We start from the raw sequence: 23,866 nt of genomic DNA, 5'->3' as shown, positions 1-23,866 counted from the left end.
GTTGCTACATCCATTGTTCGTCAGGCCTTTTCGGCAATCCTGATTTCGGTTAATGCTATAGGTGCAGCCTTCAGTGCAGCTCTGAATGCCTCATTGTTTTTAAATTTTAATTGTTTAATGGTCCTGGTTTCATACCGAACGGTGAACTCATCTGCATCGAAGGGCCATGGCTTTACCACGATTGTCTTTTGTATTTCGCTCAAGCTATAAGCTACTCCGTCTGGTCCGGAGCTGATTTCGATATGGCGGTTTTCGGGTGGTATCTGGCCCTGACAAATCAAAAGAGAAAAGGCATCGCAAAATTCTAAAAGCTGATAAGCGCTGTCGGCTTCTGATGCAGACACGCCGGCTTCTTTCATCCATTTTTTTTCCTGCTTTTTCAAGCTGGAAAGGAAAGACCTGGCCAGCGGATCTTCGCCATGGGTAAATGCGATGTGCCTGGAAAGAAGCAAGGCTACAAACCTGCTCTTGGTGAGGGCCATATCCATCAACCTGGATGTGGCATCCAGATCGAAACGGGTAGCCTTGAAATTTATTGGTGCGCCATTCTCGTCGATTAGCGGATCGCGTTCAAACTCGTTATAGATATCGTCGTGTTCAGCAGTTGCAGTTAATGTTTCCACCCAATGCGCTGGCTGGTTGGATAACTTCCACCTGGCGCAGACCTGACCTGCAAGAAGGCCGTGTGCCCGTTGGGTGATAATCTGCCAGCCAACGCCATTATAATTAACAATCATACTATAGTAGAAATTTTATTTAGGCTTTTCATGGGAGTAAATTTGCGTTATAATAACAAGGCCAGGGGTAGCATTGTTCAGGAAAAATAAAAAGAGTATTAGAATTCTTGACTGAAAGTCATCATCTGCAACGAGGCCCCCCCAATCCACGTAATTTTAGTATATTGATGTTAACGCAATTGATCGGGTGATCAATGGTTAAACTAAAACATAAAGATTTGGCTTTAAAGAAATCAGGATTTTTCAGGGGTGCCCGCATGCCCTTCAAGAAAAAAGAAGCGGAACACAAAATCAATGACTTCATTTTATCAACTGAAGTACGCCTGATAGGCGAGAATGTAGAACCGGGAATTTATTCCCTGGAAAAGGCAAAGGAAACAGCAGCCACCTTAGGGTTGGATCTGGTTGAGATTACGCCAAATGCACAGCCTCCGGTTTGTCGCATTATTGAATACAGCAAATTTCTCTACGAACAGAAGAAAAAGCAAAAAGAGATTAAGTCGAAGGCAAAACAGACGATTATTAAAGATATCCGCTTTGGCCCGAATACCGATGATCATGACTTCCAGTTCAAACTAAAGCATGCCTTTTCATTTCTGGAAAGCGGGGAAAAAGTGCGCGCTTACGTACATTTTAAAGGAAGGGCGATTGTTTATAAGGAGCAAGGTGAGATTCTGTTACTTAAATTTGCGCAGGCACTGGAAGCTGTTGGTAAGGTGGAGCTTCTGCCTAAGCTGGAGGGAAAACGCATGTTTCTGACTGTCGGTCCCAGGAGTGCTAAAAAATAATTAACACGGAGGTTATTCGAGCAACTGCTGTATGCTCAAAGTATGATCAGTAAGGCTGTAAAAAAAAAAATCCCGTCCATTTGGGCGGGATTTTTATACTGAAGTGTGTTATTAAATTGCTTCGTGAGCATCGCGTAATGCTTTGATTGAGTCATGGCTGGCGTTGATACCGTCTTGTTGTTTTAACAATACGGTTCTGATTTGCTCACCCAATTCATTTTCTGACAAAGCCTCTCTGTATGCTTTTTTGATGGCATCTTCACCACGCTCACATTCTTCAAGAATGCTATGGCGATCATCACCACCAAAGCTGGCTTTAATGTCAATCCATGCACGGTGAATGGTACCTAAAATGGTGTTGCCCACAGTTGGGTCTTCACCTTGTCTTCCAACTAAACCTGCAAGTTCAGTTACATTTTCACGGCTACCTGTTGCCAGTTTTTCGAAAACCGCTTTCAAATCGATGTTTTCTTCGCTTAGGTCTTTTGCAGCTTTTTCAAATCCGTCTGCACGATCGTTGTTAATCTGAATAAGGTCGTTTAAAACCTCTACAGTTTTTGGTGTATTTTCCATAGTTATATTTTTAAATAGATATGCTTTAGAACACAGCGGTAGCTCTAAAAGTTTTGTTAATTTTTCAAATAGCTCTTATAGCTATTGGATTTTAACCTGCCGGACGAGGGGCAAGGGTGGTGAAGAATGGCGGGACTAAATTTTTCTATAAGTTGTTCAGATTTCAGGTATTGTTAAATTATTTAAAGTATTTTCTATACCATTACGTCTAATACCATGATCGGCTTTGGCATGCTATGCCGGGATAAAAGATTACATACATGTTAAGGGACTGTTTACGCCCTACAGTTAAAATATAAATCATGGCACGGAGACTAAATAGTGGCGACGCAATTGGCGTTGAACTTTCAAAAGCGAAGATTAACAGGGAAACATTGAGTCATGTGGCGCGTTTGCTCAGTTATCTGAGACCTTATCGTTTACAGTTTATAGCTGCGCTGTTTTTTCTGTTTCTGTCGAGCCTGGTGGGTTTGGCCTTCCCCTCTTTTATAGGTGCATTGATTGACACCGCACAGGGAAAACGTACAGATAGCTTTTTACCTCATACCATACCCGGCATTCTGTTGCTGGCTTTCATCGTACTGGCTCTACAGGCTGTTGTGTCGTATTTCAGAATATTGTGGTTTGTAAATGTCGCAGAACTTTCGCTGGCTGACATTCGTCGTGATACTTATTTCAAACTGATTACGCTGCCCATGCGTTTCTTTTCCAGCAGGAGAGTTGGGGAGCTGAACAGCCGGATTTCAGCTGATTTATCACAGGTACAGGATACGCTTACCACTACAGTTGCCGAAATGCTGAGGCAGGTGGTGCTGCTGGTGGGCGGCATTATTTTTATGGCGGTAATTTCCAAAAAACTGGTTTTTGCGTTGCTGCTGATTTTGCCGGTAATGGTGGTATTTGCCGCTCTATTTGGCCGTTTTATTAAAAAGATTTCGAGGCAGGCGCAGGATAAGATGGCTGAATCGAACACCATAGTGGAAGAAACCCTTATGGGTATTGCCAATGTAAAAGCCTTTGTAAATGAATGGTATGAGGCTACAAGATACAAGAAAGCAATCGGAGAAGTAGCAAGCATTGCGATTAAGGGGGCGAAGTACAGGGGAATGTTTGTTTCCTTTATCGTACTATGTGTTTTTGGCAGCGTATTGGCCGTTGTGGGTTATGGCTGTATCCTGGTGAGCCATAATGAAATTACCTTCGGTGAGCTATTGAAATTTTCGCTTTACGCCATGTTTCTGGGAAGTTCACTGGGCAGTTTTCCGGAGTTGTTTGCAAATTTACAAAAGGCTGTTGGGGCAAGTGAGAGGGTGTTGGAAATACTTGGAGAAGAGGGAGAGGCGGTATCAACCAGTGAAATGCTGGAAGTAACTGATCAAAAAATAAGTGGAAACCTTTCATTCAGTCAGGTTGGATTTGCTTATCCATCAAGGCCAGAAGTTGAGGTATTGAAGAATGTATCGTTCGAGGTGAGTGCCGGACAAAAAGTAGCGATAGTTGGTCCGAGTGGTTCGGGAAAATCGACAACTGCCGGTTTGATTTTACAATTCTATCATCCGCAAAGTGGTGAAATACTATTTGATGGAAAAGCGGCTCATGCTTATTCACTGGCTGATATAAGAGGACAGGTGGCCATTGTACCACAGGATGTGATGTTGTTTGGAGGTACGATAATGGAAAATATTGCTTATGGTAAGCTTTCTGCTACGCAGGAGGAAATTGTGCAGGCGGCTAAACGTGCAAATGCCCATCAGTTTATCATTTCATTTCCGGAGGGTTATGATACGGTTGTAGGGGAACGGGGAGTTAAACTCTCAGGAGGACAAAGGCAGCGGATTGCCATCGCCCGGGCACTGTTAAAAAATCCGTCCATACTGATACTGGATGAAGCGACATCTTCCCTCGATTCGGAATCTGAACGATTGGTACAGGAAGCGCTGGAGGAACTGATGAAAGGCCGTACTTCCATTATTATTGCACACCGTTTGTCGACCATCAGGGAGGCGGATCTGATTATGGTAATGGAGAACGGCCAGATCGTTGAATCGGGTACGCATAAAGAGTTGTTGAACAGTGAACAGGGCTTGTACAAGTATTTGAGCGGGCTACAGTTTGACATGAGCAATTAGCTGTTTTATTTCTGAAAAATACTTTAATGTAAACATTTGTGCCATGCCCGGGTTTCTCCTGTTGCGGATTTGCTTTACTCAAAATCAATGCATGCTTAATGCCAAAATTGGCATTTTAGAAAATAAAAGTGCACCTTTGCGAACCGCAATTAAAGGTTTAGGCATGTAAAATATTAAAGTTTATTTATGGAAGAAATGGTTGTAGAAGAGGTTCAGGAACTGCTTGATAAAGAGAATGATAAGGCGTTGAAGCAATATCTTGATGGACTGAATATCTCTGATGTGGAAGAATTGATAGATGAACTTCCACAGTATGCAGCCAGATTCATTGAAACCATTTCTCTAAACAGGGCGGTAAACGTTTTCAGAATTCTGGATTTTCCTACCCAGGAACGTATCATTAAAAAACTTTCGGGCAATAAACTCAATCAGATTATTAAGGATTTACCACCTGATGACCGTACAGCGCTTTTTAGCGAGCTGAAAGGGGATGTGGTGAAAAAAATGATTACGCTTTTGCCTCCGGAAGAGCGAAAAGAATCGCTGGCTTTATTGGGTTATAATGAGTACAGTATCGGGCGTTTGATGACTCCCGATTACATTGCCGTAAAACCCGAATGGTCGGTTGCGCGGGTATTGGCACACATCAGGCGTTATGGCAAAAACTCTGAAACAATTGATGTGGTTTATGTGATTGATCGCGATGGTGTACTGCTTGATGATATCAGAATCAGGGAAGTTTTACTTGCAGATCCTGAGGCAATTATCGGAGAGTTAACGGATAAACGTTTTATCGCCCTGAAGGCAAACGACCCGCAGGAGGATGCAATTAGCATTTTCAGGATGAATAATCGCGTGGCATTACCCGTGGTTGATGAAAATAATATTCTTTTAGGTATTGTTACTGTTGATGATATTCTTTGGATTGCCAATGAAGAATATACGGAAGACATGCATAAAATAGGGGGTACTGAGGCGCTGGACGAACCTTATCTGGATACTTCCATTTTTAATCTGGTTAAGAAAAGGGTGGGCTGGCTGGCCATTTTGATGATCGGGGAAATGCTCACGGCTACAGCAATGGGTTTCTTTGAGGGGCAAATACATAAGGCTACGGTGCTGGCTTTGTTTATTCCACTGATTATTTCGTGTGGAGGAAACAGCGGATCGCAGGCATCCACACTGATTATTCAGGCGATGGCCCTGGGCGAGGTAACGATTAAAGACTGGTGGCGGGTAATGAACAGGGAGATTACCTCGGGCTTTTTGCTGGGGCTATGTTTGGGCATTATTGGCTTTCTGCGGATTTTAGTATGGCATGTAGCCGCTCCGAATGTATACGGTGAACACTGGATTTTGATCGCGAATACCATTAGTGTTTCCCTGGTGTTCGTAGTGTTGTGGGGATCTTTAAGTGGTTCCATGCTCCCAATTTTACTTAAACGGCTGGGCGCCGATCCGGCAACCTCATCGGCTCCATTTGTGGCTACTTTGGTTGATGTTACGGGATTGATTATATATTTCAGCTTCGCAGTTTTATTTTTAAAAGGCGTTTTACTTTAAAATAGATGAAAAAAATAACCACATTATTTACTGATATCGGTGGGGTATTGCTCACGAACGGCTGGGACAGGCAGGCAAGGGGAGAAGCAGCAGTTTTATTTAACCTGGATTCAGTTGATCTGGAAGAGCGCCATCATCTGACTTTTGATACTTATGAAGTAGGAAAGCTTACGCTTGATGAGTATCTGGAGCGGATTGTTTTCTTTGAAGACCGTAGCTTCTCTTATGACGATTTTAAAGAATTCATGTTCAAAAAATCGTTGCCATACCCTGAAATGATTGAACTGATCTGCGAACTGAAGAAAAAATATAATCTAAAGGTTGCTGTAATTAGCAATGAGGGGAGGGAGTTAAACCAATACCGGATCAATACTTTCAAACTGAATGAGTTTGTCGACTTCTTTGTATCGTCGAGCTTTGTTCATTTTCGTAAGCCTGATGCCGACATTTTTAAGGTTGCCATTGATATTTCACAAAGTGACGTGGAGACGAGTCTTTACATCGATGACCGGATGCTGTTTGTTCAGGTAGCTGAAGGGCTTGGCCTGAAAGGAATTCACCATAGCAGCTATGAGGATACTAAAGCGCAGCTTGGCGCATATGGTTTAGCGTTATAAAAAAAAGAGCTGCTTGGTGAAGCAGCTCTTTTTTTATGGAAATCGCTTTTGGGTTTATACATTAAACCTGAAGTGCATGATATCGCCATCTTCCACTATATAAGTTTTGCCTTCTACACCCAGTTTACCGGCATCTTTGCAGGCATTTTCTGAACCCAGGGTTACAAAATCATTGTACTTGATCACCTCAGCACGGATAAAACCTTTTTCGAAATCGGTGTGTATTACGCCGGCTGCCTGTGGAGCAGTGAAACCTTTTGTAATGGTCCATGCCCTTACTTCCTGCACACCAGCAGTGAAATAGGTATATAAGTTTAACAATTTGTAAGCTGCGCGGATCAGTTTGTTAACACCAGACTCATCTAGTCCTAAATCGGCCAGGAACTCCTGACGTTCTTCATAACTTTCCAATTCGGCAATTTCAGATTCGATTTTGGCGGAAATAACTAACACTTCAGCTTTCTCATCTGCTACGCTTGCTTTTACCAGATCAACATACTTGTTTCCTGTAACCACTGAAGTCTCATCAACATTACAAACATACATTACTGGTTTCTGGGTAAGCAGACCTAAATCTTCAATGAAATCAAAATCTTCCTGTGCCAATGGGGCAGTACGGATTGATTTACCACTTTCCAGGTGCGCTTTAACAGCGGTTAGTATTTCATAGGTGCGTTTTGCATCTTTATCTCCACCGGTTTTAGCCATTTTTTCTACCTTCTGAATACGTTTATCTACAGTGTCCAGATCTTTAAGCTGTAATTCGGTATCGATGATTTCCCTGTCGCGGATTGGGTCTACTGAACCATCTACGTGGATCACGTTTCCGTCGTCGAAACAACGTAGAACGTGAATAATGGCATTGGTAGCACGGATATTTCCTAAAAACTGGTTACCTAAGCCTTCACCTTTCGATGCACCTTTCACCAGACCAGCGATATCTACAATTTCGATGGTATTAGGCTGAACCTTATTGGGCTTTACCAATTCGGCCAGTTTAGTTAATCTGTCATCTGGTACAGTAATTACGCCAACGTTAGGTTCAATTGTACAGAAAGGGAAGTTAGCTGCCTGTGCCTTTGCATTGGATAAACAGTTAAAAAGTGTTGATTTTCCCACATTTGGTAAACCAACAATACCACATTGTAATGCCATTTATATTCTAGTCTTAAGTCTTTATTCAATCGTGTTCAGGCATACATGTCGTTGAACACAATGTGTTTCGCGACTTTCCTCCTAAAAATCCCGCAAAGATAATCTTTTAAACGTTTATTTAAAGCCGGCAATTTGTGTTGATCGATATTTTGTCTAAGTTTATTGAAAATTTAAAAAAGATAATGGAAGAATTTGAGCAAGAGAAGCCTGAAGAGGTGACATTGGTTGTTACCGAGGAAATGCGCAGTTATATTTACGACATCACCAAGTGGGCGAAATTTTTATCGATTGTTGGATTTGTGTTTGCTGCATTGCTGATTTTGATTTCGTTTAGTGTGCCTGCCATGTTATCTGGTAATCCGGCTTTAGCTAAACAACTGGGGCCTTTTGGTCAGGGTGGTTCTATTATCATCACTGTTTTGTATCTGGCTTTAGGCTTATTTTACTTTTATCCCAGTCTGCTGTTATCCAGAATTTCGGGTAAAGGAAAGCAGGGGGTGTTGTTTGGAGATCAGGAAAGTCTGGATACTGCGGTATCTAATTTAAAGTCGTTGTTTAAATTTTGGGGTATTGCCACAATAATGGTTATTGCCGGATATTTTTTGCTGGTATTTTTAGTAGGTGCCGGAATGGCTGCAGCCTAAGCCAGACATAGAACAGTTCGGATATTAAAAAAGCCTTTGTTACTGATAACAAAGGCTTTTTTTTGAAACTATATATGTTTAAAAAGAAAAATCGTCTGATGCTCTTCCAACATGCTCGCCGTTTTCAGAGTATTCGTAGCGTTTTTCAACAACGTCCTGATGAGATTTTATGTAATCAACCGTTTCATTAAGACCTTCTGTAAATTTTTCGAAGTCTTCTTTATATAAGAAGATTTTATGTTTTACAAATACACCGTCTTCTAATCGTTTCTTGCTCTCGGTAACTGTTAAATAATAATCACCTGAGCGAGTAGCCTTCACGTCGAAGAAATAAGTTCTCTTACCTGCTCTAACTTTCTTTGAAAAAACTTCTTCTCTTTCCTTGTTGTCGAATTCTCCCATGGTTGGTATTGATGTTGGTTTTTGGTTTCGGTAAATATAAAGCAAATATTTAAAGTTCAAAGTACAATTTAAATACTTTTTGTTACTTCTTCTAAAAGTTGGTTATTGTAGAGCTCCGTATAGGTGCCGTTTAGCTTAAGTAATTCATTATGTGAGCCTTGTTCGATGATTTTTCCATCGTCAAGCACCAGAATTTTATCTGCATTTTTTATGGTAGAAATCCTGTGGGCAATTAAAATACTGGTCTTATCTTTCATGATTTTGCCCAGATTATGAAGGATTTCTTCCTCGGTTTTGGTGTCAACGGCAGATAAACAGTCGTCAAATATTAAAATTTTTGGTGATTTAATTAAGGCACGCGCGATGGAAACCCGTTGTTTTTGCCCGCCTGATAGCGTGATACCCCTTTCGCCGAGCATGGTTTGGAACTGGTCTTCAAAATGAATGATGTTTTGATAAACGGATGCGTTTTTCGCGGCCTCATGCACCTCCTCATCGGTAACCTGATCAAGGCCGAATGCTATGTTGTTTTTAATGGTATCGGAGAACAGGAAAACTTCCTGAGGTACAAACCCAATCTGACCCCGATAGTTTTTAAGGTTCAGCGATTTAAGTTCTGTATTATCGATTTTAATTTTACCCCGCTCCACATCGTACATGCGCATGATCAGATTGGCGAGCGTAGATTTTCCTGAGCCTGTTTTACCAATGATGGCAACGAACTCGCCACTTTTAATATCGAAACTGATGTTTTTTAGCGCCTCTATGCCGGTATCCGGGTAGGTAAAGCTTACATTCTGAAAGCTGATGTTGCCTGCTAGATCCTGATCTGCAGAAGAATTTGATTGAATATCGGAAGGGATATCCAGAAATTCATTGATTCTTTTCTGGGACGCAGCTGCACGCTGAATCAATGAGGTTACCCAACCAAGCATGGTTACCGGGAAAGTAAGCTGATTAATATATATGATGAATTCGGCAATGTTGCCGGCGGTGATATTGCCATTCATCACCTGTTTGCCGCCAATAAAAATAGTTAGAATGGTACTTAGCCCAATCAGCAGCAGCATGGTTGGATAAAATAAAGCAGATACTTTTACCAGGCTCATGGAGTCCTTTTTATAGTTATTGCTCTGAATTTCGAACATGTTGCGGGTATAGTCTTCGCGCACGTAAGATTTGATAATTCTGATCCCTGAAAATCGTTCCTGTACGAAACTTGATAACTCGGAGAGCCGTTCCTGAATCTGACCGCTCTTTTTGAAAATTAAAGTGTTTACATAATAGATGATAACCACCAGGAAAGGCAGTGGCAAAAGACAGTAGATGGCCAGTTTGGAATTTACATCAAACATTGACCATATAATTAAAACCGATAGTACGAAAGTATTAATGGTGTACATAATTGCAGGGCCAACATACATCCTTACGCGGTTTACATCTTCAGTAGCACGGTTCATCAGGTCGCCTGTATTGTTGCGGCGGTAAAAGCCAAGGCTTAATTCCTGATAATGCTGATAAATTTCATTCTTCATGTCAAACTCAATATGGCGCGACATGAGGATAATGGTTTGGCGCATGAAGAACAGAAATAAGCCGCGCAGAATATACAATCCAATTACGAGCAGACCGAAATAAAGCAGGTTACTGCTAAAGATGCTATATATCACTTCCTGGCGATCGAATCCGTTAAACAAATTGTAAATCTGAACATTTTCGGTAATGAGGTCGACCGCATATCCGATTACCTGCGCCGGTACAACGCCGAAGATATTGGAAATCACTACGAATATACTGCCTGGAATGATCCACCATTTATATTTCAGGAAGTACTTATTTAACCGGCTAAGATGTTTCATGTTTGGCAAATTTAGCCAATGCGGAAGTAATTTTGTTATAGTTTAGTTAAATAGGTGTAATAATGGTTTTTTATTTTAATTTTGCAGCAGGTTAGCCGAATGATCCATATGCCAGTTAATTCTTCGACAGATACTTCCATTTTAGAGCAATTAAGTGCTTACGGGCATAAAAAATTGGTCTTCTGTAATGATCCCGATACAGGTTTAAAAGCGATTATTGCGATACATGATACTACACTGGGACCTGCTTTGGGCGGAACGCGGATGTGGAGTTATGTTACAGAGGGGGAGGCGTTAGAAGATGCATTGCGTTTATCCAGAGGGATGACTTATAAAGCCGCGATTACGGGCCTGAATCTGGGAGGTGGTAAAGGCGTAATTATAGGTGATTCGAGAAAGGATAAAACGGAAACTTTAATGCGCAGCTACGGCAGGTTTATAAAGAACCTGAACGGTGAGTTCATTACAGCAGAAGAGATGGGCACCAATACACGGGATATGGAATACATCCGGATGGAAACCAATCACGTTACCGGCGTTCCGGAATCAATTGGTGGTGCCGGAAATCCTGCTCCGTTTACGGCGCAAGGGGTATATTTGGGTATTAAAGCAAGTGTTAAGGAGGTTTTTGGAACCGATATGCTTGCCGGAAGGACTGTGGTAGTGCAGGGCATTGGCAATGTAGGGGAACATCTGGTTGCTTTGCTGCGTAAAGAAAATGCCGAAGTACTGATTAGTGATATTAACCAGGAGCAGCTGACTTATGTGGCCCGCAAGTATAAGGCGAAGCCGATTGAAGCCGACAAGATATTTGGATGCGATGCGGATGTATATGCGCCATGTGCGATGGGGGCTACAGTGAACAATAAAACCATCGAACGCATGAAGTTTGCCATTATCGCAGGATCGGCAAACAACCAGCTTAAAGATGAGGTTGTTGATAGTGAGCTGTTGTTAAAGAAGGGGATTCTTTTTGCGCCTGACTACTTAATTAATGCAGGCGGATTGATTTCTTGTTATTCGGAGCTGACGGGTTTTGGTAAAAAACGTACCGTTCAGTTGACTGAAAATATATACGATGCTACGCGTAGCGTGATTAAATTAAGCAAGGCTGAGCATATACCAACCAACATTGCAGCGAACCGGATTGCTGAGAAAAGAATAGCAGATATTAAAAAAATTAAATCGTCATATTAAATAATTATTAAAAAAAGGTTTTATAAACCGCACTCGTTCTTACATTCATGTTAAATAGAAGGCACTTAAGAATCAAAGCTTTGCAAAATATTTTTGCTTGGCAAATGGCAGACAAGAAAGACATTAAAGGTGATTTGAAAACTTTAATGCAGAGCATTGATAGCGTGTACGAAATGTACATCTGGATGTTATCACTAATGGTAGAGGTTACCGAGTTTACAGCAAACGACGCTGCTGAACGTGCAAACAAGTACCTGAAAACCGAAGCGGATTTAAATCCAAACATGAAATTGCTACACAACAAATTCAGCGTTATGCTTCAGCAAAACCCCGAGTATGTATCGGCAATCAAGAAATACAAGGTAGACTGGGGTTTCGATCCTGAAATCCGCAAAACAGTTTACAATTCATTAAAAGCTTCCAAAGAGTATGCAGATTATCTTGCAGATCCAAATGAAAGTTTAGAGTCATCTAAAGATATCATCAAATACATTTTCAGAAAGATCATTTTAAAAAATCAGGGTATTATCCAGGTTTTTGAAGAAAAATTCATCAACTGGCAGGTTGACCACGAAGTGATGAAAGGTATGGTTGCCAAAACTTTGAAGAACTTTACTTTTGATGATCCTTTCAAAAACAAGTTAACGGAAATAAGCGCCGACTGGATTGAAGACAGTAAGTTTGTACAGGATTTGTTTGTTTACACCTTACAGAATGATGCCAAATACCAGGAAATGATTGCAGACAGGACAAAAAACTGGGAATCGGAACGTATTGCTTTAATGGATACAATTTTGATGAAAATGGCCATCTGTGAGCTGTTGAATTTCCCGTCTATTCCGGTAAAAGTAACCATAAACGAATATCTTGAGTTATCAAAAGATTACAGTACGCCGAAAAGTAATTCGTTTATAAACGGTATTTTGGACAAAATTTTAGGTGATCTTAAAAAGAACAACACGATTAAAAAAGTCGGTCGTGGATTAATTGAGGATTAACATGAAGAAACTATTCATACTGGCAATTGCCGTAATATCTTTTAGCGCTTGTCGCAATGCGAATAATACTACGGATCAACAAACTGTGGCTGGCGACACTACTAAAGGGTCGAAGATAGCACCTGCAGATGCACCTGTAATCATATTTGAAAGAGATATTTTCGATTTCGGTAAAATTGAGCAGGGGGAAAAGGTAGTGCATGAGTTTAAATTTAAAAATACAGGTAAAAGCCCTTTAATTATTTCAAATGCTACAGCTACCTGTGGCTGTACCATTCCGCAGGTACCAGGGGAACCTATTTTACCAGGTAAGGATGGAAAGATTAACGTGGTTTTTAACAGTGAGGGTAAAATGGGCATGCAGGATAAGGTGATTACGGTTACCTCAAATGCCAATCCGAATATTACCACGGTACATTTAGTTGGTGAAGTTTTAGAGAAAAAATAATTCTTAAGCATTGCCATATTTAACTAATCAAAAAATAAAATAAATAGATAAATGACATCAACAATAATTTTACAAGCAACGGGAGGATTTGCACAATATGGTCAGTTGATCATGCTAGGTGCAGTGGCTGTAGTATTCTACTTTTTCATGATCCGTCCGCAAGTTAAAAAAGCAAAAGAACATAAGAAGTTAATTTCAGAATTAAAGAAAGGTGATAAAATTATCACTACTGCAGGTATTCACGGTCGTATTGCCGATATGAATGAAACTACTTTCCTTATTGAAGTAGAGGGTGGTACTAAAATCCGCTTCGATAAATCAGCAGTATCCCTGGATGCTACTAAAGCAGCTGCTCCTGCGGTTAAAGCATAATTGATTCTCATCAAAATATAAGCGCAGTCCCGAAAACTTTCGGGACTGTTTTTGTTTTATTACATTTGACTTTATGGTTAATGATATTTTTCATTAAGCGACAATTTATTGTGCTATGCCCTTTATCCGGTTAACTAAAATTGAGAGAAGACGTGTTTTAAGCCTTTTGGCTTGCCTGGCGCTGGCTATTGCAGCATGGTTTTTCATGGCTTTAAACAATAAGTATATCTATAATGCGAAAACCGTGCTGGTGTTTAAAAACTCGCCCACGAAGCGGGCTTTTTATCCATTGCAGTCTGACACGGTTGATTTACAGGTGGAAGGTACAGGGTGGCAGTTGCTTTTTGCCCGTTTGAGGATCAGTCCTCCTTCTATTGCTGTTAACCTGAATCAATTAAACAGTAAAGATTTTATTGTCTGTTCTGATCAGCTTTTCAGTATCAACCAGCAAGTGGAAAGTGCACAGAAAGTGATTTCAATTAAACCTGATACCCTGTATTTTGATTTTACCAAGCGGGTGGTAAAGCGGGTTCCGATAAAGCTGATTCAAAAAGTCGAATTTGTGAAACAGTATGGAATAGCGAATGAGATTCTTCTGAACCCAAAATTTGTTAAAGTTGCCGGTCCTTTAGAGGAGCTCAATAAAATAACATCCTGGCCTACTGACACTTTAAAACTAAATAAAGTACAATCGAGCAGCACCATCAGGGTTGCCTTGCAGCATAGCATCCATAAAAACGTAAGCATTTATCCTTCATCGGTTGAGGTTAAACTGGGTGTCGATGAATTTACGGAGAAAACACTGGAGGTTCCATTGAAAATAATCAATAACAGGAATTACAACAGTATAAAACTTTATCCTAAAAAAGTAAAGGTTACTTTCTTAGTGGCTTTGGGCAACTTTAACCAGGTTGATGCTGATTTTATTACTGCCGTGGTTGATGCAGATGAATGGTCGAAACTCCATCATAATCAGTTTACGGTTAAATTAAGCGAATTTCCGGGTTACTGTAAACTGGTAAGTATTACTCCGGCTAAAGTAGATTTTGTAGTAGAAAAATAATGTATAAAGTAGGCATAACGGGCGGAATTGGTAGCGGAAAAACTACTGTATGTAAGGTTTTTGAAGTGTTGGGTATTCCGGTTTTTTACGCCGATACTGAAGCCAAAAACATCATGATTCAGGATGCTGAATTGATTGCAGGCGTAAAGCTGGCTTTTGGTGAGGAGAGTTATTTCGAGGATGGAAAGCTGAATAATAAGCATATTGCGGGAATTGTTTTCAACAACGAGGCTGAGTTAAACAAACTAAACGGATTGGTACATCCGGCCGTATTCCGTGCCTTTGATGCCTGGGAGGCCAATGTTAACCCTAATGTTCCTTATACCCTTAAGGAAGCGGCTCTGCTTTTTGAGAGTGGTTCGTATAAAATGTGCGATACCACCATTCTGGTTACTGCGCCGGCAGAAGTGAGGATACAAAGGGTAATGAACCGCGATCAGGTTACGGCTGAGCAGGTTAAGGCCCGGATGGATAAACAACTCAGTGATGAAGAAAAAGTGAAAATGGCCAATCATTTTCTGATTAATGATGAAAAGCATCCGGTTATTGAACAGGTGTTAGCCTTGCATCGACAGTTTTTGAAAGCAGCAGCAGATTTAAAGGTTTCTGAGTAAATGCACTGCCTGGCTCCGGGAAAATCATCAACTGAACCCCACAAATTATTATTCCCATAAATCCAGTCATGATTTTAGACGATTTTATTACGATTACCCCTGTAGGCTTGTATTGCACATACGGGGATTTTTACCTTGATCCTCAGCAGCCGGTAAAAGAAGCAGTAGTTTCTCATGCGCACGGCGACCACGCAATAGGTGGCAGCCAGAATGTTTACTGTACTGCAGCAACTGAAAGTTTCATGAAGCATCGTTACCGTAAGTTTGCGGCTGTCGACTTTCATGTTCAGCGTTACAATGAAACCTTCAACATAGGTGGTGTGGAAATTTCATTTCATGCAGCCGGACATATTCTGGGTTCTGCCCAGGTTTTAATGGTATATCAGGGCATAAGGTACCTGTATACGGGTGATTATAAACTGGAAGCTGATATTACCTGTGAACCATTTGAGTTCGTTCGGGCCGATGTACTGATTACAGAGAGTACTTTTGCTAATCCTGAGACGAAACATCCATCGGCGGTGGAGGAGATTAAAAAGCTTAACGATACAGATTCCAATATCATGCTGGGTGCCTATGCGCTGGGAAAGAGCCAGAGAATTATCCAGCTGCTCAATGATTTTTGTCCGGAGAAAAACATTATGGTACACCACAGCATTATGCCCTTTGTAAAGATATATGAGGATTATGGGATGAAATTGGGTGCATATAAAATGTATGACCGGAAAGTGATGAAGAATAACCATCAGCATCAGGTATACATTGTGCCGCCTATGGTTTTTCACAGCTACCATAAAGCTATCAATGTAGTGAGGGCTTTTGCATCGGGCTGGAAGAACCTCCAGCAGCAGAATGGTATATCACTTTATATTTCTGACCATGCAGACTGGGATGCTATACTGGAAACTATTGAGAAAGTGAAGCCAAGCCAGGTTTGGACGCTTCATGGTGATGGTAGCCAGCTAAAGGATTATTTTAGCAACGCCTTGGTTGTGAAGATACTGAATAGCAAATGATTGAATGAGTGGGAGAGCGCATGAGTGAATGGAAAGTCAGCTAAACCCAATCATTCAAAATTCACTGATTCAAAAATTAAGACATGAAAGAAGGCGAAGACTTTTATTTTAATGAAGAAGGATTTATGGTTTTTACGGAAGCTTATCATCTGAAGCGTGGCTATTGTTGTAAAAACAAGTGTAAGCACTGCCCCTGGGGTTTTGGTAAAAAGAAAGAAAAGAAGTAAATGAATTAATGTCCTGCAAAGAAACCAATCAATGCCACCCCTATGCCGAGCATAACTGCCACCATTTTGCGGGTGTTGATTTTATGGTCAGCACTCGATTCGAATAAAATTGTGGTGGAGATGTGTAGAAATATTCCAATCACGATTCCCATTATCTTATTGAAATAGGCATCTATTCCACCGATTGTACCATTGCTTAATCCTACGCTTACATAAAAGCCAAGAGGGGCCATTACAGCGAAAATGAAGAGGTACAATATGATGCTTCCTTTTTTGAAGTGATTTTGCATCAAAATGCTGGCCAGGGCGAAGGCAGCAGGAATGTGGTGCAGGGAAATGCCAAATATCAATTCATTGTGCTGATCTTTAGCCAACGGCATCCCTTCAAGAAAGGCATGGAGACAAAGGCTGATCATAATGCCGAAAGGAAACACATGACCATCGTGGTGTTTGTGAATATGTCCGTGTTCTACTCCCTCGGAGAATTGTTCAAGAAAAATCTGAAGCAGGAAGCCAATGAGAATGAAAATGCCTATTTCATTTTTATCTGTTCCGCTATATGCGTCAGGAATCAGGTGTAAAACGGTAATGGCAAAGAGATAGGAACCGCTGAATGATAAAATCAGTTTCAGTAATTTGGATTTGTCGCTCTTAACGAGGAAGATGGTAGACCCCCCAAAAAAAGCACAGCAAAAAAGTACAGCAAATTTCCAGGCTTCCATTAAAAATCGGGTTGTAATTTTTTAAATATTCGGGAACATGCAAAACCAATTACCGTTCCAAGTATTGCGCCTGTAGTCACATCAACAGGGTAGTGTACGCCGACGTATACCTGCGCAAAGCTAATAATTGCAGCCCAGGTAATGCCAAGCGGTAAAACCGGTTTCCAGCGGCTGTAAAACAGGCAGATCAAAAATACCGCAATGGCAAAATGATTGGTGGCATGTGATGATGGAAAGCTTAAGCCACTTCCACAGGGAACACGGTGGATGATATCGACCGACAGGGTAAAGTCGTTGCAGGGCCTTACCCTGGCCACGAAGGGTTTGATGAGTCTGGCGGATATCAGATCGCCCAGTGCGAACGTGGCCAGCAACATTCCAATGATATAATAGCCTTGCTTTTTATACTGCTTAATGCAGAATATAATGATAAAAAGGTAAAGCGGTGACCAGAAAAACCGGTTTCGCATCAACGGCATCAGCCAATCGAAAAAGCTGTTTGAAAGCCCCCGGTGGATTTTCAAAAACAATTCAACATCAAATTGCTGTATGCTTTCTATCATGCTTTTTTGCAGATTAAAATTAAACGATCAGATTCTGGCAATTCAAAATCCTCAAGCGAATAACTTCCGAACGATTTCTGGATCACCAGGCCTGCCTTGGTTAACATCCGGGTGAAATCCTCAACACTAAACGCCTGTACCCGCTCTTCAAAATTATACACCTTTTGCTGATCTTCGAAATTTATTTTTTTGATGATCTTGCCATCTACCACATTTTTAGTGATGTTGAAATTAATTCCGTCGAGTGACTTTACTTCGCAAGAGTTTAAATTTCTGATGATTTTTTCAGTGTTGAAGTAATCAATGATCAGGACACCATCTGCTTTAAGGCATTTTCTGAAGGTTTTAAGTGCATTTACGTGCTCTTTTTCGGTTTCAAAATAACCAAAACTGGTGAACAGGTTTAAGGCAATGTCGAAATAATTGATGTAAAAAAGCTTTCTCATATCGTGAACGAGAAAGTGAAGCTTATTGTTTTCGAATTGCCTGGCGTATTTGATGCTTTGTTCAGATAAGTCTATTCCCGTAACATCAAACCCTTTTTTGTTGAGATAAATCGAGTGACGTCCTTTTCCGCAAGCGATGTCGAGCATTTTTGAGTCGGCCGGAGGATTAAGGAACTTGGTCAGGTTATCAATAAAAAACTCGGCTTCAGCATGGTTTCTTTGTTGGTACAGGATATGATAATATGGTGAATTAAACCAATATTGGAACCACTTGCGTTGCATAACTGAGCTTTTTGTTTTGGAAGGTGCAAACTTAGATAAAATTGCAGTAAACGCAGTAGACAAATTTCACGGTATCGCAATTTTATTGCTTTTAGTTCTGTGCGCGTGCTGATAAATAATAGTGAGAAACCGGAATACTAAAAAATCAATACATTAGTGTAATGAATGATGTGGACTTTATTCTTCATGAACTAAGCAAGCTGGGTGATCCTACGTATTTGATAAAAATGTCTCACTTCGGGATTGATGTGTCAAGGGCCTATGGTATCCGTGTGCCTCATATCAGGCAGCTGGCCAGGGAAATTGGTCGTAACCATGAACTATCGCTTTTGCTTTGGGAAACGGGTTATCATGAGGCCCGGCTTTTAGCGACTTTTATTGGTGAGTATAAAATGGTCGAAGAAGCGCAAATTGATGCGTGGGTAAGCGATTTTAGCTCGTGGGATATATGTGACCAGGCTTGCGGCAATCTCTTCGTTAAAACGCCTTATTTTAAGTCGAAAGTTTTTGAGTTTGCCAAAGCAGAAAAAGAATTTGTAAAACGTGCGGGCTTTGTGCTCATGGCGGATGCCGCAGTACACCTTAAAAAAGAGCCTGATGAGACGTTCCTGAGTTTCTTGCCACTCATTGAAGTGCATGCCTGCGATCACCGCAATTTTGTAAAGAAGGCGATAAACTGGGCTTTGCGGCAGATTGGGAAACGAAATGCGTTTTTGCATGATTATGCCATTGCAACCGCCCGGCACATTCTCGAGCAGCAGAATAAGAAAGCAAACTGGATTGCACTGGATGCATTAAGGGAGCTGAACAGCGAAGCCGTGTTGAGAAGGGTGGGTAAGTGAATGAGCATTACTTATCCTACATCAATGTGCAGCGCTAAATGTTGTTGTAAATTTGTATCATAAACAAGAAAGGAAATTTATGTCACAGTTTATTTTGCACAAATCAAATACCAGAGGCCATGCCAATCACGGATGGTTAAATGCTCATCACTCGTTCAGTTTTGCAAATTATTACAATCCTGAAAGAATGCACTTTGGTGTTTTAAGGGTTTTAAATGATGACTTGATTGATGGCGGAATGGGTTTTGGTACTCACCCGCACGACAATATGGAAATTATCACCATTCCATTATCGGGTGCTATTGCGCACAAAGACAGTATGGGGAATTCAGCCGTGATTAAAAGCGGTGAAATTCAGGTGATGAGCGCAGGTACAGGGGTTAGCCATAGTGAGTTCAATGCATTGGAAGCGGAGAAGCTGAGCTTACTGCAGATCTGGTTGTTTCCAAATAAAAAGAATGTTACTCCACGTTATGACCAGATGACTTTAGACGTTGATGCACGTCATAATAACTTCCAGCAGATTTTATCGCCAAGTGCGGATGATGCTGGTGTTTGGATCCATCAGGACGCCTGGTTTTCGTTAGGAAAGTTTGATGCCGGTTTCGAAACTGAGTATCAGATTAAAAGAAGTGAAAATGGAGTTTACGCATTTGTGATCAGCGGCGAAGTGACCATTAACGGACAAACCGCAAGTGCAAGAGATGGGTTTGGTATATGGGATACAGACCACATCAGTTTTAAAGCCAATACCGATGGTGCGGAAGTATTGTTGATGGATGTTCCAATGGAATTGAACTAATAAAACATTTTTTATCATGCCTCGCAGATTTTACTTTCTGCGGGGTTTATTCGTTTTTAAAAAATATGCAAACTATCATACTTTACATCGGGAGAGATACAGAAATTACAGTGGTGATGAATCGTTTACTAAATGCCAGGCCGGAGTGGAAAGGCATTTGTGTGTGTTTAGATGAGGAAGCGGTTGCCATTTGTAAAGCACAGCACATTGATCTGGTTTTACTTGGTAACGGAATAGACCATGAAGCAGAAAAAGCTTTAAAGGTAAGTCTGCTGGAATTGCGACCCGGTTTAAAAATTATTCAGCACTATGGTGGTGGAAGTGGTTTGCTTTACGGAGAAATTATGACCGCATTACATCAGGTGTAATGCGGTTTTTATTTCTAACTAATGTACTCTCTGTCTTCGTCGCTCAACTCCTTTTTGTTTGCAGGAGTCGATTGATTCCTTTCAATTTCATCGTCGTAGCTGCTGATTGTTTTGCGTGGACGACCAGCTACAAAGCCAATGATGAATCCGATTACAATACAGATGCCGATGACCAGAAGTTTAGATACTGGAACCGTTGCGACAAGAAAATCGAAATCAACGGGTTCGGTGTTCACCATCAGAAATACGGTAAGCAATACAGTTAAGATGATGATGAAAATGGTTTTTCCGCTCATGGTGTTAAAAGCTATAATTAAATGAAAACTCTAATATCGGATTTTGATTGTATATCTTGTGAACAAAAACCAACCTCGCTCCAACATCTACAACAGGCTGATACCTCAAAATGTTTAAGCTACTGTTTAATTCTAATCCAAAAGTTTTAGGTTCCCCGATATTGGTATCAACACCGATGTTTTCATAGTGGCTAAAAAAACCTGCCCTGAAATTTCTTACATAGGCCAGTGGGCCAAGCTCCCAGTCAGGGAATGCAAATGGAAATCGGTAATTGAACAAAAGGGTGTTTTGTAATTTACTTTTTGCTAAAATATTATTGTAACCATAAACGGTAGATATTTCGGTAGAGTATTGGTTTGCGCCAGTTGCTTTCTGGTAATTGAAGCTGACCAGGAAGGAGTGGTTTTTTGCCAGTCCCGGGAAATAAAAGAAACTTTCCAAAGCCATAATCTCTCCCCCTAAATTATTATCGAAGGGTTGGTGATTGTAGGTAGCCCGTAAAACCTGCGCCCATTTTGGAGCGATATCCCGTTCAGTAGTTCTGGTGCTGTGATTTAAAGCAAAGCTGTACTCCATTGGGAATTTAAGTTCGCGAATAAAGTTGGCAGGCATGTTTTCGGGAAGGTAGCGTTGCGTAAAACTCGTTGCGGCATTTAGGGTAAATGCATAGGTGTTATTTCTTGCATTAAATGACAATGGGAGGGAAGCATTCAGCTTGGTATAGTTCTCCCGCCAGTCGCCTTGCTGAATCGCATTTTTAGCGCGATAGAACGTTCTTCTCGGTCGGTTGCGGTAAAGTACAGTCAATACAGGATAGAGTGCCTTATAGCTGATGTCTGCCGTGTATTCGAAGCGCTTCAAATCTCTATGGAATTTTGCACCTGTGTAAACGCTCATAGTATTGAGCAGATTGTTAGATTGAAGTTCCAGTCCGAATGTATATTCGTCATCAATGGTTGGGATAATGCTATGAAAACTAAAAAGGTTCAGCGCCTGATGATAGGGTTTAGACTTGAAAATACTGTCTGGAATATTGTTGAAAACGTTTCCCGTGTTTTCCTGTTTTTCTGCCGCTGAGGCGAAGTCCACAAAAGCATCTTCGCCTATTGGTTTTGGGCTAAGTATTTGCTCAGTAATTTCGTATCCGTTTAGCTTATAGTCATTGAAGATTAGCTTACCATCTTGACTTTCGCCAGGATTGAATGCGCCATATCTGGAGTTCGTTAGTGCTTCAATTTTTTTGGTCTGCGGATCGATCGCGTAAATATTATCGGTACCATTAAAGTGCGCGTTGAACAGAATTTGTTCGCCGATAAAAACCGGCCGGCTGATTTGTTGTCTGCTGTTCGCGATGATTATTTTTTTCGTCCCGTTTTCAAGCATACTTAAATTTTTGCCCTGTTCGCTAACGCCGATATAAGCGATCTTTTTTCCGGCTTCATCAAAAGCCGGCGTTTGTAAAATTTCATTCTCAGGATTAGGATAAGTTTTTAAAATTCTTCCCGACGAGGTTTCTATTTCAACAAGATTAAACTGATTGTTAAGTTCTACTTTGGCCGCAATAATTTTTGTTGCATCGTTCGAAAGACTGGGGGAGAAGAGGCGGCTTCGGCTGCTTAATTTCCTGATTTTTTTTGTGATGAAATTGTAGGAGCAGATTACGCTATAGCTTCTTTGTTTGTATCTTGGATCGTATCTTATTTCATCCCAGATCAGGGTGTTGTTTTTGTAGCTGAACCAGGGCTGCTCCTGATAACCAATCCCGAATAATTTTTGTTCTGATTTATCATCGTTGATGATCACAAAATATCTTGCTTCCTGTTTACTTTCTTTAAGTGCCAGGATCTGATTTTTATTCAACCTTACAGGCAAAAAATAGTTGGTTGCCAGAGTGGTTTTTTTGTTGGCGGACAGGTAGTTTTCTTTCTGGTCTTTTTTAAGCTGGTTCATCCATTCTCGCTTCAGTTTTTCCTGAGTAGAAAGATAGAAATCTTTTGTGTTTTGGTTGGTGATTTTTTTAAGGCTTTGGGAGAAGGGGTAAAGTCTTAGCGGTCTTTTTCTGATGTCGCCAAGTAGGCTGTCGGAAATGAATTGTCCGTGCTGTGCCTTCATGTTCGCGACCATCGTATAGCCGGTTTGATAATAGCCGGGAGTGACATCTTTATTTGATCCGAAGTATGCTTTGCTATAAGAGAATTTTTCGCCTTCCAGAATGGAGGCTCTGAAGGGCATGATCCAATTGGGCTGTCGGCCTCTTCCTGATTTCGTTAGCGCAGTTTCATTTACCACCGCATCACCTTCGAAAAACCAGGTCGGCATCCCCGCCCCGAAGTAGGCGAAATAAACCAGTTCGGGGAAGGGATGTGTTTGTGTTCCTGTCAATTTGTCAAACTGAGCAATATGTCGGAGCTCGTGGACAGCCAGGTTATTTAGCCAATCCTGGCTATCGAAATATTGTGGTGGGGTAGTATAGAACTCAGACTTGCGCGGAGCAAGCTGAACAAATCCATTTGCTATGGTTCCCTGGTTCTGGAGGATAAGCGGAATAGAAGTTTTTTCCTGGTGCAAGCCCAGCCCAATTCTGGGGTAGATGGAGGGTAGGGTATTGGCCATTCTTTGCGCCTCCTTTTCCAGTTCCCGCGGATAGATGATTTTAAAGCCACTGGCCGAAATATAGTTCCATTTTACACTAAGTGGGTTTTGAGCACTGCTGAAAATCTGTCCAAAAACAGATGATGAAATAAGACTTAATGTCAATGCTGTTAAATGCTTGATGAATAGTTTATTATTGTTGTTTTTTATCTTCATTTAAATAGTTTGCTAAAATATTTAGTTTTTCATTTTTTCCAAATGTCAACCTTTATGGTTTTTTAATTTAGTTAATATTTGTTAAAGCATTGATCTTTAAATTATTATTTGTTTTGTACAATTTCAGATAATGTGCGTTACTGCCGCTTTTATTTATCTCTAAATTACCTCTACTTAGTAATATTATAAATTTTTTGAAGGATGCGAATAACGATCTTAAATTACACTATTTAAATCATTTTCTTCGAAAAAAACATCAGCAATACTGGATTTAGGTTACCCATATTTCGGCTAGGTTGAAGAATACAACATTATAGTTATTAGGTATAGAAGG

The 23,866-nt window shown here is 40.8% G+C and carries 26 protein-coding genes; 16 read left to right on the top strand and 10 right to left on the bottom strand.

Features of this window, described 5'->3' with window-relative positions:
• Positions 1-20: 20 nt before the first annotated feature.
• The gene (locus tag AB669_RS11215) at positions 21-737 is read right to left on the bottom strand and encodes a DUF3891 family protein (protein ID WP_047799392.1); all 717 of its coding nucleotides are present in this window, start codon (positions 735-737) and stop codon (positions 21-23) included.
• A 218-nt stretch (positions 738-955) separates the two neighbouring features.
• Here AB669_RS11215 and infC point away from each other — a divergent pair, with 218 nt between their 5' ends.
• Entirely contained in the window at positions 956-1,525 is a 570-nt protein-coding gene (gene infC, locus AB669_RS11210) for a translation initiation factor IF-3 (protein ID WP_082120663.1), read from the top strand.
• Between the two features lie 111 nt (positions 1,526-1,636).
• Here the strand turns inward: infC and AB669_RS11205 are convergent, their stop codons facing one another.
• Entirely contained in the window at positions 1,637-2,098 is a 462-nt protein-coding gene (locus tag AB669_RS11205; RefSeq protein ID WP_047799391.1) for a PA2169 family four-helix-bundle protein, read from the bottom strand.
• A gap of 302 nt (positions 2,099-2,400) precedes the next feature.
• Here AB669_RS11205 and AB669_RS11200 point away from each other — a divergent pair, with 302 nt between their 5' ends.
• From AB669_RS11200 to AB669_RS11190, 3 genes are all read left to right on the top strand, one after another.
• Positions 2,401-4,227, top strand: coding sequence for an ABC transporter ATP-binding protein (locus AB669_RS11200; protein ID WP_047799390.1), 1,827 nt, complete (start codon positions 2,401-2,403; stop codon positions 4,225-4,227).
• A gap of 186 nt (positions 4,228-4,413) precedes the next feature.
• The gene (gene mgtE, locus AB669_RS11195; protein WP_047799389.1) at positions 4,414-5,790 is read left to right on the top strand and encodes a magnesium transporter; all 1,377 of its coding nucleotides are present in this window, start codon (positions 4,414-4,416) and stop codon (positions 5,788-5,790) included.
• Positions 5,791-5,795: 5 nt separating this feature from the next.
• Entirely contained in the window at positions 5,796-6,407 is a 612-nt protein-coding gene (locus tag AB669_RS11190; RefSeq protein ID WP_047799388.1) for an HAD hydrolase-like protein, read from the top strand.
• Between the two features lie 54 nt (positions 6,408-6,461).
• Here the strand turns inward: AB669_RS11190 and ychF are convergent, their stop codons facing one another.
• Positions 6,462-7,562, bottom strand: a complete 1,101-nt coding sequence (ychF, locus tag AB669_RS11185; protein WP_047799387.1) for a redox-regulated ATPase YchF — start codon at positions 7,560-7,562, stop codon at positions 6,462-6,464.
• A gap of 182 nt (positions 7,563-7,744) precedes the next feature.
• Here ychF and AB669_RS11180 point away from each other — a divergent pair, with 182 nt between their 5' ends.
• Positions 7,745-8,206, top strand: coding sequence for a hypothetical protein (locus tag AB669_RS11180; RefSeq protein ID WP_047799386.1), 462 nt, complete (start codon positions 7,745-7,747; stop codon positions 8,204-8,206).
• Between the two features lie 78 nt (positions 8,207-8,284).
• Here the strand turns inward: AB669_RS11180 and AB669_RS11175 are convergent, their stop codons facing one another.
• The gene (locus tag AB669_RS11175; protein ID WP_047799385.1) at positions 8,285-8,608 is read right to left on the bottom strand and encodes a DUF3276 family protein; all 324 of its coding nucleotides are present in this window, start codon (positions 8,606-8,608) and stop codon (positions 8,285-8,287) included.
• A gap of 68 nt (positions 8,609-8,676) precedes the next feature.
• Entirely contained in the window at positions 8,677-10,467 is a 1,791-nt protein-coding gene (locus AB669_RS11170; protein WP_047799384.1) for an ABC transporter ATP-binding protein, read from the bottom strand.
• 108 nt (positions 10,468-10,575) lie between these two features.
• Between AB669_RS11170 and AB669_RS11165 the strand changes: the two genes are divergently transcribed.
• The 8 genes from AB669_RS11165 to AB669_RS22345 all read left to right on the top strand — a co-directional run bounded on the left by AB669_RS11165 (position 10,576) and on the right by AB669_RS22345 (position 16,402).
• Positions 10,576-11,664: a Glu/Leu/Phe/Val dehydrogenase gene (locus AB669_RS11165; RefSeq protein WP_047799383.1), complete on the top strand. Its 1,089-nt coding sequence runs from the start codon at positions 10,576-10,578 to the stop codon at positions 11,662-11,664.
• 47 nt (positions 11,665-11,711) lie between these two features.
• Positions 11,712-12,662, top strand: a complete 951-nt coding sequence (gene nusB, locus AB669_RS11160) for a transcription antitermination factor NusB (protein WP_047799382.1) — start codon at positions 11,712-11,714, stop codon at positions 12,660-12,662.
• 1 nt (position 12,663) lies between these two features.
• Positions 12,664-13,110: a DUF1573 domain-containing protein gene (locus tag AB669_RS11155; protein ID WP_053058373.1), complete on the top strand. Its 447-nt coding sequence runs from the start codon at positions 12,664-12,666 to the stop codon at positions 13,108-13,110.
• A 51-nt stretch (positions 13,111-13,161) separates the two neighbouring features.
• A complete protein-coding gene (yajC, locus tag AB669_RS11150; RefSeq protein ID WP_047799380.1) occupies positions 13,162-13,482 on the top strand; it encodes a preprotein translocase subunit YajC in 321 nt (106 codons plus the stop codon).
• A 115-nt stretch (positions 13,483-13,597) separates the two neighbouring features.
• Positions 13,598-14,545 (top strand): CdaR family protein, encoded by a 948-nt coding sequence (locus tag AB669_RS11145; protein WP_047799379.1) that lies wholly within the window; start codon positions 13,598-13,600, stop codon positions 14,543-14,545.
• Entirely contained in the window at positions 14,545-15,159 is a 615-nt protein-coding gene (gene coaE / locus AB669_RS11140; RefSeq protein ID WP_047799378.1) for a dephospho-CoA kinase, read from the top strand. Before AB669_RS11145 ends, coaE begins: the two co-directional genes overlap by 1 nt.
• A 68-nt stretch (positions 15,160-15,227) precedes the next feature.
• On the top strand, positions 15,228-16,175 hold the full coding sequence (locus AB669_RS11135; RefSeq protein ID WP_047799377.1) for an exonuclease: 948 nt from the start codon (positions 15,228-15,230) through the stop codon (positions 16,173-16,175).
• A gap of 83 nt (positions 16,176-16,258) precedes the next feature.
• Positions 16,259-16,402 carry a DUF5522 domain-containing protein gene (locus AB669_RS22345; protein WP_197082394.1) on the top strand — a complete coding sequence of 48 codons (144 nt, stop codon included), beginning with the start codon at positions 16,259-16,261 and terminating at the stop codon, positions 16,400-16,402.
• A gap of 5 nt (positions 16,403-16,407) precedes the next feature.
• On the opposite strand, the gene AB669_RS11130 is transcribed toward AB669_RS22345, so the two are convergent.
• From AB669_RS11130 to AB669_RS11120, 3 genes are read right to left on the bottom strand one after another with little or no spacing between them, the layout of a single operon-like run.
• Complete coding sequence (locus AB669_RS11130; protein ID WP_047799376.1) at positions 16,408-17,124, bottom strand: ZIP family metal transporter; 717 nt, start codon at positions 17,122-17,124, stop codon at positions 16,408-16,410.
• The gene (locus AB669_RS11125; RefSeq protein WP_047799375.1) at positions 17,124-17,687 is read right to left on the bottom strand and encodes a phosphatase PAP2 family protein; all 564 of its coding nucleotides are present in this window, start codon (positions 17,685-17,687) and stop codon (positions 17,124-17,126) included. Before AB669_RS11125 ends, AB669_RS11130 begins: the two co-directional genes overlap by 1 nt.
• Positions 17,684-18,415 (bottom strand): bifunctional 2-polyprenyl-6-hydroxyphenol methylase/3-demethylubiquinol 3-O-methyltransferase UbiG, encoded by a 732-nt coding sequence (locus tag AB669_RS11120; RefSeq protein WP_047799374.1) that lies wholly within the window; start codon positions 18,413-18,415, stop codon positions 17,684-17,686. The genes AB669_RS11125 and AB669_RS11120 overlap by 4 nt, the downstream gene beginning before the upstream one ends.
• Before the next feature lie 161 nt (positions 18,416-18,576).
• Between AB669_RS11120 and AB669_RS11115 the strand changes: the two genes are divergently transcribed.
• From AB669_RS11115 to AB669_RS11105, 3 genes are all read left to right on the top strand, one after another.
• Positions 18,577-19,257, top strand: a complete 681-nt coding sequence (locus AB669_RS11115; RefSeq protein WP_047799373.1) for a DNA alkylation repair protein — start codon at positions 18,577-18,579, stop codon at positions 19,255-19,257.
• Between the two features lie 79 nt (positions 19,258-19,336).
• Positions 19,337-20,059 carry a pirin family protein gene (locus AB669_RS11110; protein WP_047799372.1) on the top strand — a complete coding sequence of 241 codons (723 nt, stop codon included), beginning with the start codon at positions 19,337-19,339 and terminating at the stop codon, positions 20,057-20,059.
• 65 nt (positions 20,060-20,124) lie between these two features.
• Positions 20,125-20,427, top strand: coding sequence for a hypothetical protein (locus tag AB669_RS11105; protein ID WP_047799371.1), 303 nt, complete (start codon positions 20,125-20,127; stop codon positions 20,425-20,427).
• A gap of 14 nt (positions 20,428-20,441) precedes the next feature.
• Here the strand turns inward: AB669_RS11105 and AB669_RS11100 are convergent, their stop codons facing one another.
• Entirely contained in the window at positions 20,442-20,723 is a 282-nt protein-coding gene (locus tag AB669_RS11100) for a lipopolysaccharide assembly LapA domain-containing protein (RefSeq protein ID WP_047799370.1), read from the bottom strand.
• 4 nt (positions 20,724-20,727) lie between these two features.
• Entirely contained in the window at positions 20,728-23,532 is a 2,805-nt protein-coding gene (locus AB669_RS11095; protein ID WP_047799369.1) for a hypothetical protein, read from the bottom strand.
• Positions 23,533-23,866: the final 334 nt, after the last annotated feature.

This window comes from Pedobacter sp. BMA (assembly GCF_001027745.1).
GTDB lineage: Bacteria > Bacteroidota > Bacteroidia > Sphingobacteriales > Sphingobacteriaceae > Pedobacter.
Note: the sequence above shows the minus strand (reverse complement) of the source record. Positions and strands in the feature narration are given on the sequence as shown.